A 14,009-nucleotide genomic window follows, 5' to 3' on the forward strand; every position below is an offset into this window, starting at 1 on the left:
TCGGTGGTATGGACCACTTCCCCACCACCGAGTCCGCCGTGACCGCGCTGCGAGACCTCGCCGCCGCCTACGACCGGGCGATCGAGGTGACCCATGACATCGGCGCCGACCAGACGTCCCGCCGCAGTGCCGCCGGGGTCGGCGTGACCGTGGACCCGGACGGCTCGCTGCCGCACGAGGCGTACGTCGAGCTGGGCGGCTCTCCCCGTGTGAGCGTGCGGCTCTATCCGGACGACGACGCGTTGGTCACCGTCGAGGGCGTCGACTGCCCTGACGTCGACCGCGACGACGTGCCCGCCTTCGTCCGGTCCGTCTACGACGGCCTCGCCCATGTCCGGGCCCGCCGCTTCCCGCCCGGCCACTTTCTGATCGTGCCGCTCCCCGGCGACCGTACGCACCGGGAGTTCCTGCCGATGCTCAGCCTCACTCCGTGGCTGAGCGCGCGCGTGCGGTGACCGTTTCACGTGAAACCGGCAGGGCCGCATACGCTCGACGCATGAGTCTGCGCCTGAGCACCGTGATCCTCCCGTACCGCCGCTGGTCCGAGGGAGGCCGCGAGGCATGGCAGCGGGCGGAGCAGCTCGGCTTCCACGCCGCCTACACCTACGACCATCTGTCCTGGCGCAGCTTCCGGGACGGGCCGTGGTTCGGTGCCGTGCCCACACTGACCGCCGCCGCGGCCGTCACCGACCGGATGCGGCTGGGCACGCTGGTGACCTCGCCGAACTTCCGGCACCCGGTGACCCTCGCCAAGGAACTGATCTCCCTCGACGACGTCTCGGGCGGCCGGGTCACCCTCGGGGTCGGCGCCGGCGGCACCGGCTTCGACGCCACCGCACTGGGCCAGGACCCCTGGACCCCGCGCGAGCGCGCCGACCGGTTCGCCGAGTTCGTCGGGCTGCTGGACCGGCTGCTCACCGAGGACTCGGTGTCGTACCGGGGCGAGTTCTACTCGGCGCACGAGGCCCGCAACATCCCGGGCTGTGTGCAGCGCCCCCGGCTGCCCTTCGCGGTGGCCGCGACCGGTCCGCGCGGACTGCGGCTGGCGGCACGGTTCGGGCAGGCGTGGGTCACCACGGGCGACCCCAAGCTGTACGAGAACGGCACTCCCGAGCAGTCGGTTCAAGCCATTCGCGGGCAGATCGAGAAGCTGGGCGACGCGTGCGCGGAGGCCGGCCGGGACACGGGGTCGCTCGACAAGGTGCTGCTGACCGGGTTCACCCCCGACCGGGCACGCCCGCTGGAGTCCCTGGACGCGTTCGTGGACTTCGCGGGCCGCCATCAGGAGCTCGGATTCACGGAGATCGTGGTGCACTGGCCGATCGCGGACTCGGACTTCGCCGCCGACATGAAGGTCTTCGAGCAGATCGCCATGGAGGCGCGGGCCCAGCTCGCGTGAGCCGGGCGGCCTGGGTGGATACCCGGGCGAGAGGACGGGTGCGGGCGGTCCCGCCGGTGCCCGCAGGGGCGGTATCTCCTCAGGTACCGCATCAGATGTGCGGACTCCTGCACGGGCGTGCAGGCATATGCGGGAGAATGACCAGGTGACCTCAGCGACTCGACAGCCTCAGAACCCGGCGTCCCCCGCGCTCTCGACCTCGCTCGGGCCGGACGGCGGGCCCGTCGTCCGCCCGCGGCTCATCGCCACCGACCTGGACGGCACGCTGCTGCGGGACGACAAGTCGGTCTCCCCGCGTACGGTCGCCGCGCTGGCCGCCGCCGAGAAGGCGGGCGTCGAGGTGTTCTTCGTGACCGGCCGCCCCGCGCGCTGGATGGACGTCGTCAGCGACCACGTCCACGGGCACGGCCTGGCGATCTGCGGCAACGGCGCCGCCGTGGTCGACCTGCACGGCGGCCCCGGCGCCCACCGGTTCGTCAAGGTCCGCGAGCTGGCCCGGGAGAACGCGCTGGACGCCGTACGGCTGCTGCGGGACGCGGCGCCGGGCACGGTCTACGCGGTCGAGCAGACCTACGGCTTCCACCAGGAGCCGCACTATCCCAAGCTGCACATGGAGATACCGGACGAGCTGGCCCCGGCCGAGGACATCCTGGCACCGGACGGGCCCGGTGCCGGCGAGCCCGTGCTGAAGATCCTCGCCTACCACCCCACGCTGGACCCCGACGCCTTCCTGACCCTCGCCCGGGTCGCGCTCGGGGACCGCGCCGGGGTCACCCGCTCCAGCCCCAGCGCCCTCCTGGAGATCAGCGGCCCCGACGTCTCCAAGGCCAGCACCCTCGCGCTGTGCTGCGCCGAGCGCGGCATCTCGCACGAGGAGGTCGTCGCCTTCGGGGACATGCCGAACGACGTCGAGATGCTGACCTGGGCGGGCCGCTCCTACGCGATGGGCAACGCGCACCCGGAGGCGGTCGCCGCCGCCTCCGGCCGGACCGTCGCCAACAACGAGGACGGCGTCGCCGTCGTCATCGAGCGACTGCTGGCGGAGCACGCCTGACCCGCGCCAGGAGGCCCTTCTAGCCGAGCCGTACGCCCCGCTCCTCCAGCCAGGGCACCGGGTCCACCGACGACCCCAGCTCGGGGGTGATCCGTACCTCGAAGTGCAGGTGCGGGCCCGTGGAGTTGCCGGTGGTGCCCGACTGCCCGATCCACTGACCGGCGTCCACGCGCTCGCCCTGGTCGACCGCGACGGACGCCAGGTGCGCGTACTGCGTGTAGTAGCCGTCGGTGTGCAGGACGACGACCTCCATGCCGAAGGCGCCGCCGCACGACACCTTGACGACACGGCCGTCCGCGACCGACCGCACCGGCGTGCCGATCGGCACGGCGAAGTCCTGCCCGGTGTGCCGGTGCGCCCACCGCTGTCCGCCGCTGCCGAAGGACGCCGACAGGGCGTAGGACTCGACCGGGGTGACCCACGCGGCAGAGAGCTTCTTCCGCTTCTGGTCGAGCCGCACGGCACCGGGGCAGGACCCGGCCGCGACGGCGGCGTCCGCCTTCCCCTGCAATTCCCACCGCGCCGTGTCCAACGTGCGCTCCACCGTCTTCTTCAGCTCGGCGAGTTCGGCGTTGCGCCCCTCCAGGCCCTCCCACGCGGCGACGGCCTTCGCCTCGTCCTTCTCCAGCCGGTCCTCGGCGCGCCGGCTCTTCTCGATGGCGTTGTTGACGGCCAGGTTGGTCTGCGAGAACACATGCTGACCGCGCATCAGCTCCTCGGGGCTCGACGCGAGGACGATCTGCGCCGTCAGCGGCATCCCGCCGCTCGTGCGGTACTGGGCCCGCGCGATCCGCCCCAGGTCCTCCCGCAGGACGCCGAGCTCCCGCCGCTCACGGTCGAGCAGCTTCTCGATCCGCAGCGCCTGGGCGCGATGAACCTCGGCCTCCTGCCGTCCCCGCTCGTACCGCCGGGTCGCCAGCGCCGCGTCCTCGTACAGCCGCACCACCTGGGCGCTCAGCCCGAGCGCGCCGGGGCCGTCGTTCCCCGGGGAGTCCGTGTCGTCGGCGACGGAGACGGCGGGCCGGGACAGCAGCAGGACGAGCGCGCACAGCAGCACCGGAACGACCCGGGGGCGACGGCGATGTGAACGCATGTCAGCGATCCTGGACCCGGCACCGCGGCCGGGTCCTGTTCACGTCCGCCGGCCGGGGGACCCGTTGCTGCGGACGGGGCAGTCCGGACGACCGCCCCCGGCGCTACACCGCTCCCACGAGCAGGTCGGCCGCCGCCTCCCGCTCCACCATCGCCCGCAGCGGCCCGTCCACGGCCGCCAGTTCCGCGTAGGGACCCCGCTGCACCACCCGTCCCGCGTCCAGGACGACGACCTCGTCGACGGCGTCGAGCCCGGCCAGCCGGTGGGTGATGAGCACGGTCGTGCGGCCCTCGGTGGCGGCGAGCAGGTCGGCGGTGAGGGCGTCGGCGGTCGGCAGATCGAGGTGCTCGGCGGGCTCGTCCAGGACGAGGACGGGGAAGTCGGCGAGGAGCGCGCGGGCGAGCGCGAGCCGCTGCCGCTGGCCGCCCGACAGCCGGGCCCCGTGCTCCCCGACGAGCGTGTCCAGTCCATCGGGCAGACCGTCGGCCCAGTCGAGCAGCCGGGCCCGCTCCAGGGCGTCCCGCAGATCGGCCTCGGTGGCGTCCTTCCGGGCCAGCAGCAGGTTCTCCCGTACGGAGCTGTCGAAGAGGTGCGCGTCCTGGGCACACAGCCCGACCAGCCGGCGTACGGCGTCCCCGTCCAGCTTGGCCGCGTCGGTGCCGCCCAGCGTGTACGCGCCGGCGTCCGCGTCGAGGAAGCGCAGCAGTACCTGCGCCAGCGTCGTCTTTCCGGAGCCGGACGGGCCGACGACGGCGACCCGGCGGCCCTCCTCGATCACGAGGTCGACGCCGGTGAGCGCGTCCCGTTCCTGTCCCGCGTGGCGTGCGCCGAGACCGCTGAGCGCGACCGGGAAGGGCGTGGCGGGCGCCTGCCCCGGCGCGTGAGGTTCCCGCACCGGCTCCGGGGCGTCCAGCACCTCGAAGACGCGCTCGGCGCTCCTGCCCACCCGCTGCCGGTACCGCACGGCGAGCGGCAGCCCGAGGACCGCCTCGAAGGCGGCCAGCGGGGTGAGGACGACGACGGCCATGGTCACGCCGCCCAGGCGTCCGGCGGCGACCGCATCGGCGCCCACGAGCGCGGTGGCGGCGACGGTGAGCCCGGAGACCAGCGCGGTGAGCCCGTCGCCGAGGGCCGTCGCGGTGGCGGCCCGTGAGGCGATCCGGGTGAGCACGCCGTCCGCCCGGCGGGCCTCGGCGGTACGGGCGGGCAGGGCGCCGGCGACGGTCAGTTCGGCGGTGCCGGTGAGCAGGTCCGTCACCCGGGTGGCGAGCACGCCCCGGGCCGGGGCCAGCCGCCGCTCGGCACGGCGGGCCACGGCACCCGTGACGAGCGGGACGCCCACACCGGCCGCGAGCAGCCCGGCCGCGAGCACGGCACCGGCCTCGGGCAGCAGCCACGCCGTGAAGCCGACGGCTCCGGCGGAGACGATCACGGCCGCGCCCGCGGGCAGCAGCCAGCGCAGCCAGTAGTCCTGGAGCGCGTCCACGTCCGCCACCAGCCGGGACAGCAGATCACCGCGCCGGGTGCGGCGCAGCCCCGCGGGCGCCAGCCGCTCCAGCCGCCGGTACACGGCGACCCGGGTGTCGGCGAGCATCCGCAGCACCGCGTCGTGCGACACCAGGCGCTCCGCGTAGCGGAACACGGCCCGTCCGATGCCGAAGGCGCGCGTCGCCGTCACCGCCACCATCAGATACAGCACGGGCGGCTGCTGGGAGGCGCGGGAGATGAGCCAGCCGGAGGTCGCCATGAGCCCGACGGCGCTGCCGAGCGCCAGGCTGCCCAGCAGCAGGGCGAGGGCCAGCCGGCCGCGCCGGGCTCGGGACATCGCGCGCACCCGGCCGAGGACACCCTGCCCGGTGGCCTGGTCCCGGTGTGCCTCGGGGGCGGCGGCCTGAGGGGCGTCCGCCGGGAAGGCGTCCTCGGCGGGGCGGGGGGCGGGCGCCCGGTGCGGGCCGTCCGTCCGCGCCGGGGTCTCGGGCTCGGCCAGCCGCACGACCCGGTCGGCCACGCCGAGCAGCGCCGGGCGGTGCACCACGAGAAGGACCGTCCGGCCCACGGCGAGCCGGCGCACGGCCTCCACGACCTCGGCCTCGGTGGCCCCGTCCAGGGCGGCCGTGGGCTCGTCGAGGAGCAGCACGGGCCGGTCCGCGAGGAACGCCCGGGCCAGCGCGAGCCGTTGCCGCTGCCCGGCGGAGAGCCCCGCCCCGTCCTCCCCGAGCGGGGTCGCGGCGCCCTGGGGCAGCGCGTCGACGAACTCCAGCGCCCCGGCGTCCCGCAGCGCCTGCCGTACGGCGTCGTCGTCGGCGTCGGGCCGGGCCAGCCGGACGTTCTCGGCGACGGTCCCGGCGTACAGGTGGGGGCGCTGCGGCACCCAGGCGATCCGCGCGTGCCACTCGGCCAGGTCGAGTCCGGTGAGGTCGGCTCCCCCGACCAGGACGCGGCCCTCGGTGGGCCGTACGAAGCCCAGCAGGACGTTCAGCAGCGTCGACTTGCCCGCGCCGCTCGGCCCGACCAGGGCCACCGTCTCCCCGGGCTCGATCGTGAAGGACGCGCCGGACACCGCGTCGGTGGACCGGCCGGGGTAGCGGACGCGGACGCCGTCGAAGGTGACCGCGCCCGACGGGACCTCGGCTCCGCCCGTCGCCGGTGCGGGGGTCTCCAGGACCTCGAAGATCTCCTCGGCGGCGGACAGCCCCTCGGCCGCCGCGTGGTACTGGGTGCCCACCTGACGCAGGGGCAGATAGGCCTCGGGCGCCAGCACCAGGACGACCAGGCCGTCGTACAGGCTCATCTCGCCGTGGACGAGGCGCATGCCGATCGACACGGCGACCAGGGCCACCGAGAGCGTCGACAGCAGTTCCAGGGCGAAGGAGGAGATGAAGGCGATTCGCAGCGTCCGCATCGTGGCGCGGCGGTACTCGCCGGTGATCCGGCGGATCGACTCGGCCTGCGCCTTGGCCCGTCCGAACACCTTCAGGGTGGGCAGACCGGCGACGACGTCCAGGAAGTGCCCGGACAGCCGGGACAGCAGCTGCCACTGGCGGTCCATCCGGGACTGGGTCGCCCAGCCGATCAGCATCATGAAGACGGGGATGAGCGGCAGGGTGCCGACGATGATCGCCGCCGACACCCAGTCCTCGGTCACGATCCGCGCCAGCACCGCCACCGGGACGACGACCGCCAGCCCGAGCTGGGGGAGGTAGCGGGAGAAGTAGTCGTCGAGGGCGTCGACCCCACGCGTGGCGAGGGCGACCAGCGCACCGGTCCGCTGTCCGCCCAGCCGGCCGGGTCCCAGCTCGGCCGCCCGCTCCAGCAGCCGCCCGCGCAGCTCCGACTTCACCGCCGCGCTGGCCCGGTGGGCGGCCAGCTCGGTGAGCCACGCGACCACCGCACGGCCGACGGCGACCGCCACCAGCAGCGCCAGGGGAGTGCGCAGGTCACTCGCCGAGAGACCGTCCTGGAAGGCGCCCACCACGATCTCGGCGATGAGCATCGCCTGGGCGATCACCAGACCCGCCCCCACGGCACCCAGCGCGACGACCGCGATCAGGAACAGCCGGGTGGCGCGTGCGTACCGCAGGAGACGGGGGTCGATTGGTTTCACGTGAAACACACCTCAGTGCACGGGTTCAGCGATGTGCTGTGTACCGATCCGCTTGCGGAAGACCCAGTAGGTCCAGCCCTGGTAGAGCATCACGAGCGGCGTGGCGATCACCGCGCACCAGGTCATGATCTTCAGGGTGTACGGGCTCGACGAGGCGTTGGTGACCGTGAGGCTCCACTCGCCGTTCAGCGACGACGGCATGACGTTCGGGAAAAGCGTCAGGAAGAGCATCGCCACGGCGGCCACGATGGTCACGCCGGACAGCGCGAACGCCCATCCCTCACGCCCCGCCTGGTTGGCCACGAGCGCCGCGACCAGGGAGGCGACGGCCACGACCAGCGCGACCAGGCTCTGCCCGTCCCCGTTCTCGGCCTGCGTCCAGAGCAGGAAGACCAGGGCCAGCGCGGCAGTCACCAGACCGACCCGCAGGGCCAGGGCCCGGGCCCGTTCCCGGATCTCCCCCACGGTCTTCAGGGCCGTGAACACGGCGCCGTGGAAGGTGAACAGGGTCAGCGTCACCAGACCGCCGAGCAGGGCGTACGGGTTGAGCAGGTCCAGGACGCCACCGACGTACTCGTGCCCCTGGTCGATCTTCACGCCGCGCACGATGTTGCCGAACGCCACGCCCCAGAGGAACGCCGGGAGCAGAGAGCACCAGAAGATGGCCTGCTCCCAGTTGCGCTGCCAGTTCTCCTCGGGCCGCTTCGCCCGGTACTCGAAGGCCACACCCCGGACGATCAGGCAGACCAGGATCAGCAGCAGCGGCAGATAGAAGCCGGAGAAGAGCGTGGCGTACCACTCGGGGAAGGCGGCGAAGGTGGCGCCGCCCGCCGAGAGCAGCCAGACCTCGTTGCCGTCCCAGACGGGGCCGATCGTGTTGATCAGCACCCGTCGTTCGGGCCGGTTGCGGGCGAGCAGCCTGGTGAGGACGCCGACCCCGAAGTCGAAGCCCTCCAGGAAGAAGTAGCCGATCCACAGGACGGCGATCAGGACGAACCAGACGTCGTGCAGTTCCATGACTGTGCAGCTCCCTCGGCCTAGTACGAGAAGGCCATCGGCTTGTCGGCGTCCCGGGAGTCGCCGCCGATCTTCGTGGGCGGGTTCAGGTCGGCCTCGGTCAGCTCCGGCGGTCCGGCCTTGATGTACTTGGCGAGGAGCTTGACCTCGACGACCGCGAGGACGGCGTAGAGCGCGGTGAACACGAGCATCGAGGTGAGGACCTCGCCCTGGGAGACACCGGGGGAGACCGCGTCACGGGTGCGCAGGACGCCGTAGACGACCCACGGCTGACGGCCCATCTCGGTGAAGATCCAGCCCCAGGAGTTGGCGATCAGCGGGAAGGCCAGCGTCCAGATCGCGATGCGCCAGTACCAGGTGGTGAGCTTCGGGCTGAGCGCCTTGTGGGGCAGCAGGGCGAGATGCGGCACCTCGTCGTCGCCGACCCGCAGGTGCTGCGGCAGCATGAACTTCTTCCGGGTCAGCCAGAGGCCGGCCAGACCGATCGTGAACGACGCCATGCCGAAGCCGATCATCCAGCGGAAGCCCCAGTAGGCGACCGGGATGTTGGGCCGGTAGTCGCCGGGCCCGTACTTCTCCTGCTCGGCCTTGTTGATGTCGTTGATGCCCGGGACGTACGAGGTGAAGTCGTCCTTGGCCAGGAAGGACAGCAGGCCCGGGATCTCCACGGCGACCTTGTTGTGGCCCTTGTCGACGTCGCCGACGGCGAAGACCGAGAAGGGCGCCGGCTGCTCGCCGTCCCACAGGGCCTCGGCGGCGGCCATCTTCATCGGCTGCTGCTCGTACATGATCTTGCCGAGCACATCACCGCTGACGGCGGTCAGCAGGCCGCCGATCGCGACGGTGACCAGGCCGAGCCGCAGCGAGGTCTTCATCTCGCGGATGTGCTTCTTGCGCAGCAGGTGGAAGGCGGCGATGCCGACCATGAACGCGCCGCCGGTGAGGAACGCCGCCGACAGGGTGTGGAAGGCCTGGGCGAGCGCGGTGTTCTGGGTGAGCACGTGCCAGAAGTCGGTGAGCTCGGCCCGCCCCTTCGCGTCGTTGATGCGGTAGCCGACGGGGTGCTGCATCCAGGAGTTGGCGGCCAGGATGAAGTACGCCGACAGGATCGTGCCGATCGAGACCATCCATATACAGGCCAGGTGGATCTTCTTCGGCAGCTTGTCCCAGCCGAAGATCCACAGCCCGATGAAGGTGGACTCGAAGAAGAAGGCGATCAGGGCCTCGAACGCGAGGGGGGCGCCGAAGACGTCACCGACGAAGCGGGAGTAGTCGGACCAGTTCATGCCGAACTGGAACTCCTGCACGATGCCCGTGACGACGCCCATCGCGATGTTGATCAGGAAGAGCTTGCCCCAGAACTTCGTCGCCCTGAGGTACTTTTCGTTCTCCGTGCGCACCCATGCGGTCTGCAGTCCGGCCGTCAGAGCGGCCAGCGAGATCGTCAGCGGGACGAAGAGGAAGTGGTAGACGGTGGTGATGCCGAACTGCCATCGCGCCAGCGTCTCCGGCGCCAGAGCCAGGTTCACGTCGCCGCTCCTTACCTACGCTTGTGAAAGCGTTCACATTCACAAGCCATTATGCAGCACGCGTGTTCCCTTCCGTAGGGGGGTCCTGTTACCCGCGGTCAACCCAGGGGGCCCGGCCAGGATCTGTTCCCGGCCAGGCCCCCGGCCTGCTACTTCTCCTTGCGGAAGCCTTCCGCCACCTTCAGGAAGATGTCGTTCGCCTCGGCCTCGCCGACCGTCACCCGCACACCCTCGCCCGGGAACGGCCGGACCACCACGCCCGCCTGCTCGCACGCCTGAGCGAAGTCGACCGTGCGCTCCCCCAGCCGCAGCCACACGAAGTTGGCCTGGGTCTCGGGCACCGTCCAGCCCTGCCCGCGCAGCCCCTCGACGACGCGGTTGCGCTCGCACACCAGCGAGCCCACACGGCCGATCAGCTCGTCCTCCGCGCGCAGCGAGGCGATCGCCGCCTCCTGCGCGATCTGGCTGACGCCGAACGGGACCGCCGTCTTGCGCAGGGCCGCCGCGACCGGCTCATGGGCGATGGCGAAACCGACGCGCAGACCGGCGAGGCCGTACGCCTTGGAGAAGGTCCGCAGGACGCAGACGTTCGGGCGCTCGCGGTAGATCTCCACGCCGTCCGGGACCTCGGGGTCGCGGATGAACTCGCGGTACGCCTCGTCCAGCACCACCAGGACGTCGCGGGGCACCCGGTCGAGGAACCGCTCGAGCTCGGCCCGCCTCACGACCGTGCCGGTCGGGTTGTTCGGGTTGCACACGAAGACCAGCCGGGTGCGGTCGGTGATCGCGTCGGCCATCGCGTCCAGGTCGTGCACATCGCCCGGCGTCAGCGGCACCTGGACCGGCGTGGCGCCGCTGATCCGCGTGATGATCGGGTACGCCTCGAAGGACCGCCAGGCGTAGACGACCTCGTCGCCCGGTCCCGAGGTCGCCTGGAGGAGCTGCTGGGCGACACCGACCGAGCCGGTGCCCGTGGCCAGGTGCGACGCCGGGACGGCGAAGCGCTCGGACAGCTCGTTCATGAGCCCGGTGCACATCATGTCCGGGTAGCGGTTGAACGACGCGGCGCTGGCCGTCACCGTCTCCATCACACCGGGCAGCGGCGGATAGGGGTTCTCGTTGGAGGACAGCTTGTAGGCCACCGGGCCACCGGCCGCGGCGGGCTTGCCCGGCTTGTAGGTGGGGATCCCCTCCAGCTCGGCGCGCAGCTTGGGGCTCGTCTCGCTCACCGCAGTCCTCCTCGCGACCACCGGCGGCCCATCACCACCGCCGGCTCCAATACTCCTCACCTTATGAGGATTCGGCTCCGATGCGTACAGGGGAGACGGTCCGGCTGCCGGCCACCGCGTCACACCCGATCCCGCCGCCATCCAGGGCATCGTCGTACGAAGGCGTACGAAAGCAGGGGCGCGCCGCACATATATCTATGCGCCGGTAGCTCGCGCCGTGGCGCGCATCCCTCGTGCAGGTGAGTTGAGACCTCTTCGAAACATCGGGCAGGGGGCAGGCCCACACCCGCCGACACGTCACGTCCTACTATTGGATCGTTCAACTCTCTTGGTTTCCAAGGGCATTGGCGTCGGATGACCATGCAGAAACGTGTCTGTCAACGCGTGCATATGCGTCCGCACTACCCCACCCGATGAGCCCTACTATCGGCTCGCCATGACAGCAGCAGGGAAGCACCAGGTGAGCCGCGCGGAAACCTCTCGCCGGGGCGGCCGGTCCAGCCGGGCGGGTATCAGAGACGTGGCCGCCGCCGCCGGGGTCTCCATCACGACCGTCTCCGACGCCCTCAACGGCAAGGGCCGGCTCCCCGACGCCACCCGACGCCATGTCCGCGAGGTCGCCGACCGGCTGGGCTACCGCCCGTCGGCCGCCGCCCGCACCCTCCGTACCGGCAAGTCGGGCCTCATCGGCCTGACGGTGACCACGTACGGGGATGAACCTTTCACCTTCACGGAGTTCGCGTACTTCGCGGAGATGGCCCGGGCCGCGACCTCGGCCGCGCTCGCCCGCGGCTACGCCCTCGTCATCCTCCCGGCGACCTCGCGCCACGACGTGTGGTCGAACGTCGCCCTCGACGGCACCGTCGTCATCGACCCGTCCGACCAGGACCCGGTCGTCAGCGAGCTGGTGCGGCAGGGCCTGCCGGTCGTCTCCGACGGGCGCCCGGCCGGCGCGCTGCCGGTCACCGCCTGGGTCGACAACGACCACGAGGCCGCCGTCCTCGGCATCCTCGACCACCTGGCCGACGCCGGTGCCCGCCGTATCGGCCTGCTCACCGGCACCACCACCGACACGTACACCCATCTGTCGACCACCGCGTATCTGCGCTGGTGCGAGCGGGTCGGCCAGGACCCGGTGTACGAGGCCTACCCGGCGCACGACCCGTGCGCGGGCGCCGTCGCCGCCGACCGACTGCTCGCCCGGCCCGACCGGCCCGACGCGGTCTACGGCCTGTTCGACCCGAACGGCACGGATCTGCTCGCCGCCGCCCGTCGCTACGGCATGCGCGTACCGGACGACCTGCTTCTGGTGTGCTGCAGCGAATCCACGGTGTACGCGAACACCGAGCCGCCCATCACCACGCTCTCCCTCAAGCCGCGCCGCATCGGCACGGCCGTCGTGCAGCTCCTCATCGACGCCATCGAGGGGGTCGACTCGGAGCAGCCGGTCCAGCAGGTGATACCGACGGAGCTGATCGTGCGCACGTCGTCCCAGCGACGCCCGCCGCGTACGACGGTCAGCCCGCCGAGGTCCCCCGAGGACCGGTAGACACCGACCCGGGGCGCGTCGCACACAGGTCCGTGGGCGCGTCCGGGGTGGTCGTCGAGCGGGTGACGAGCCGGTCGTCGAGCGGGCGATTTCCCCCTCAACCGGGGCGAAAGCCGCACCGGACGGGAGTCCTGCTCCGATTCACCACCCCTGGGTCATCACATGGCGCGATCGGCATTCCTATGATGGGCGCACGACACCGCGGGCCGCTGCGACCAGGCAGTCCGAAGCGGTGCAGCTGCGGCGCGATGGTGGAGGGGTCTGATGACTCAGGGGGCCGGTCAGGGACCCGAGGTGGAGCGGACGGCGACGTTGCGCGACTTCCGGGTGCCCGCTTACGTGCACGAGACCGGTCCGTACGCCCAGGCCACGCACCCCGGTGACGTGGCGCCGCCGCCTCCCGCCGAGACCTACCCGGAGCCGTACCCCGAGGGCTACACGCCCACCGAGCGCGACCTGCCGGTCATCCAGCGCGGCGACACGGTCCAGGTGCAGGTCGAGCCCGTCTCCGTCCCGGTCCAGCAGTCCACCGACGGCCCCGGGCCCCTGTTCGTCGTCGGTGACGTGCACGGCTACCTGGACGAGCTGACGGCCGCCCTCCAGGAGAAGGGCCTCATCGACTCGGCCGGCAGCTGGTGCGCGGGCACCGCCCGGCTGTGGTTCCTCGGCGACTTCACCGACCGCGGCCCCGACGGCATCGGCGTCATCGACCTGGTGATGCGGCTGTCCGCGGAGGCCGCCGCCTCCGGCGGCTACTGCAAGGCCCTCATGGGCAACCACGAGCTGCTGCTGCTCGGCGCCAAGCGGTTCGGCGACACCCCCGTCAACTCGGGCGCGGGCACCGCCACCTTCCAGGCGGCCTGGCTGCTCAACGGCGGGCAGAAGACCGACATGGACCGCCTCCAGGACCACCACCTGCAGTGGATGTCCCGGCTCGACGCCGTCGAGGAGGTGGACGGGCATCTGCTGGTGCACTCCGACACCACCGCCTATCTCGACTACGGCCGGTCCATCGAGGAGGTCAACGACACCGTCCGCGAGACGCTCACGCGCAACGACGCCGACGAGGTCTGGGACCTGTTCCGCAAGTTCACCAAGCGGTTCTCCTTCCGTGACGAGGGCGGCGCACAGGCCGTGCGCTCCCTGCTCGATACGTACGGCGGCACCCGGATCGTTCACGGCCACAGCCCGATTCCGTATCTGCTCGGCGAGGTCGGCTCCGAGGACGGCGAGGACGACTCCGGGCCGCTGGTCGAGGGCCCGCACGTGTACGCGGACGGCCTCGCGATCGCCATGGACGGCGGCGTGACCATGGCCGGAAAGCTGTTGGTCCAGCAACTTCCGCTGGAGATCTGACCGTTCGGCGGTGACGCGTCCCCCGGTCACGGGGGGCGCAGGGAGGCGCGGACCGGGGCCCAATTTTGGCAAACCCCCTGTCACCGTGTGCCGGAACCGCTCTACCATCGGCTTATCCGTAGCAGGCTCCCCTCCGTTTCTGCCCGACGGCTCGTTGGCATGCGAGCCCCAAGCCCTAC

General features: G+C 71.8%; 10 protein-coding genes. 5 read left to right on the forward strand and 5 right to left on the reverse strand.

The window, feature by feature from the left end; all coding sequences use genetic code 11:
* Positions 1-8 precede the first annotated feature (8 nt).
* The 3 genes from F8R89_RS17735 to F8R89_RS17745 all read left to right on the forward strand — a co-directional run bounded on the left by F8R89_RS17735 (position 9) and on the right by F8R89_RS17745 (position 2,453).
* Positions 9-455: a hypothetical protein gene (locus F8R89_RS17735; RefSeq protein ID WP_151788178.1), complete on the forward strand. Its 447-nt coding sequence runs from the start codon at positions 9-11 to the stop codon at positions 453-455.
* A 41-nt stretch (positions 456-496) separates the two neighbouring features.
* A complete protein-coding gene (locus F8R89_RS17740) occupies positions 497-1,399 on the forward strand; it encodes an LLM class flavin-dependent oxidoreductase (RefSeq protein WP_151784892.1) in 903 nt (300 codons plus the stop codon).
* Positions 1,400-1,526: 127 nt separating this feature from the next.
* Complete coding sequence (locus F8R89_RS17745) at positions 1,527-2,453, forward strand: HAD hydrolase family protein (RefSeq protein ID WP_192806158.1); 927 nt, start codon at positions 1,527-1,529, stop codon at positions 2,451-2,453.
* 19 nt (positions 2,454-2,472) lie between these two features.
* Here the strand turns inward: F8R89_RS17745 and F8R89_RS17750 are convergent, their stop codons facing one another.
* The 5 genes from F8R89_RS17750 to hisC all read right to left on the reverse strand — a co-directional run bounded on the left by F8R89_RS17750 (position 2,473) and on the right by hisC (position 10,925).
* Complete coding sequence (locus tag F8R89_RS17750) at positions 2,473-3,546, reverse strand: M23 family metallopeptidase (RefSeq protein WP_151784894.1); 1,074 nt, start codon at positions 3,544-3,546, stop codon at positions 2,473-2,475.
* Between the two features lie 103 nt (positions 3,547-3,649).
* Positions 3,650-7,150: a thiol reductant ABC exporter subunit CydD gene (gene cydD, locus F8R89_RS17755; RefSeq protein ID WP_151784895.1), complete on the reverse strand. Its 3,501-nt coding sequence runs from the start codon at positions 7,148-7,150 to the stop codon at positions 3,650-3,652.
* Between the two features lie 12 nt (positions 7,151-7,162).
* A complete protein-coding gene (gene cydB / locus F8R89_RS17760; protein ID WP_151784896.1) occupies positions 7,163-8,167 on the reverse strand; it encodes a cytochrome d ubiquinol oxidase subunit II in 1,005 nt (334 codons plus the stop codon).
* A gap of 20 nt (positions 8,168-8,187) precedes the next feature.
* Positions 8,188-9,696, reverse strand: a complete 1,509-nt coding sequence (locus tag F8R89_RS17765; RefSeq protein ID WP_151784897.1) for a cytochrome ubiquinol oxidase subunit I — start codon at positions 9,694-9,696, stop codon at positions 8,188-8,190.
* Between the two features lie 149 nt (positions 9,697-9,845).
* Entirely contained in the window at positions 9,846-10,925 is a 1,080-nt protein-coding gene (hisC, locus tag F8R89_RS17770) for a histidinol-phosphate transaminase (RefSeq protein ID WP_151784898.1), read from the reverse strand.
* Positions 10,926-11,361: 436 nt separating this feature from the next.
* Here hisC and F8R89_RS17775 point away from each other — a divergent pair, with 436 nt between their 5' ends.
* Together F8R89_RS17775 and F8R89_RS17780 are read left to right on the forward strand one after the other, a co-directional pair.
* Positions 11,362-12,474 (forward strand): LacI family DNA-binding transcriptional regulator, encoded by a 1,113-nt coding sequence (locus F8R89_RS17775; RefSeq protein WP_151784899.1) that lies wholly within the window; start codon positions 11,362-11,364, stop codon positions 12,472-12,474.
* Between the two features lie 264 nt (positions 12,475-12,738).
* Positions 12,739-13,830, forward strand: a complete 1,092-nt coding sequence (locus F8R89_RS17780) for a metallophosphoesterase (RefSeq protein WP_151784900.1) — start codon at positions 12,739-12,741, stop codon at positions 13,828-13,830.
* Positions 13,831-14,009 lie beyond the last annotated feature (179 nt).

The sequence above is a fragment of the Streptomyces sp. SS1-1 genome, from assembly GCF_008973465.1.
Taxonomy (GTDB): Bacteria; Actinomycetota; Actinomycetes; order Streptomycetales; family Streptomycetaceae; genus Streptomyces.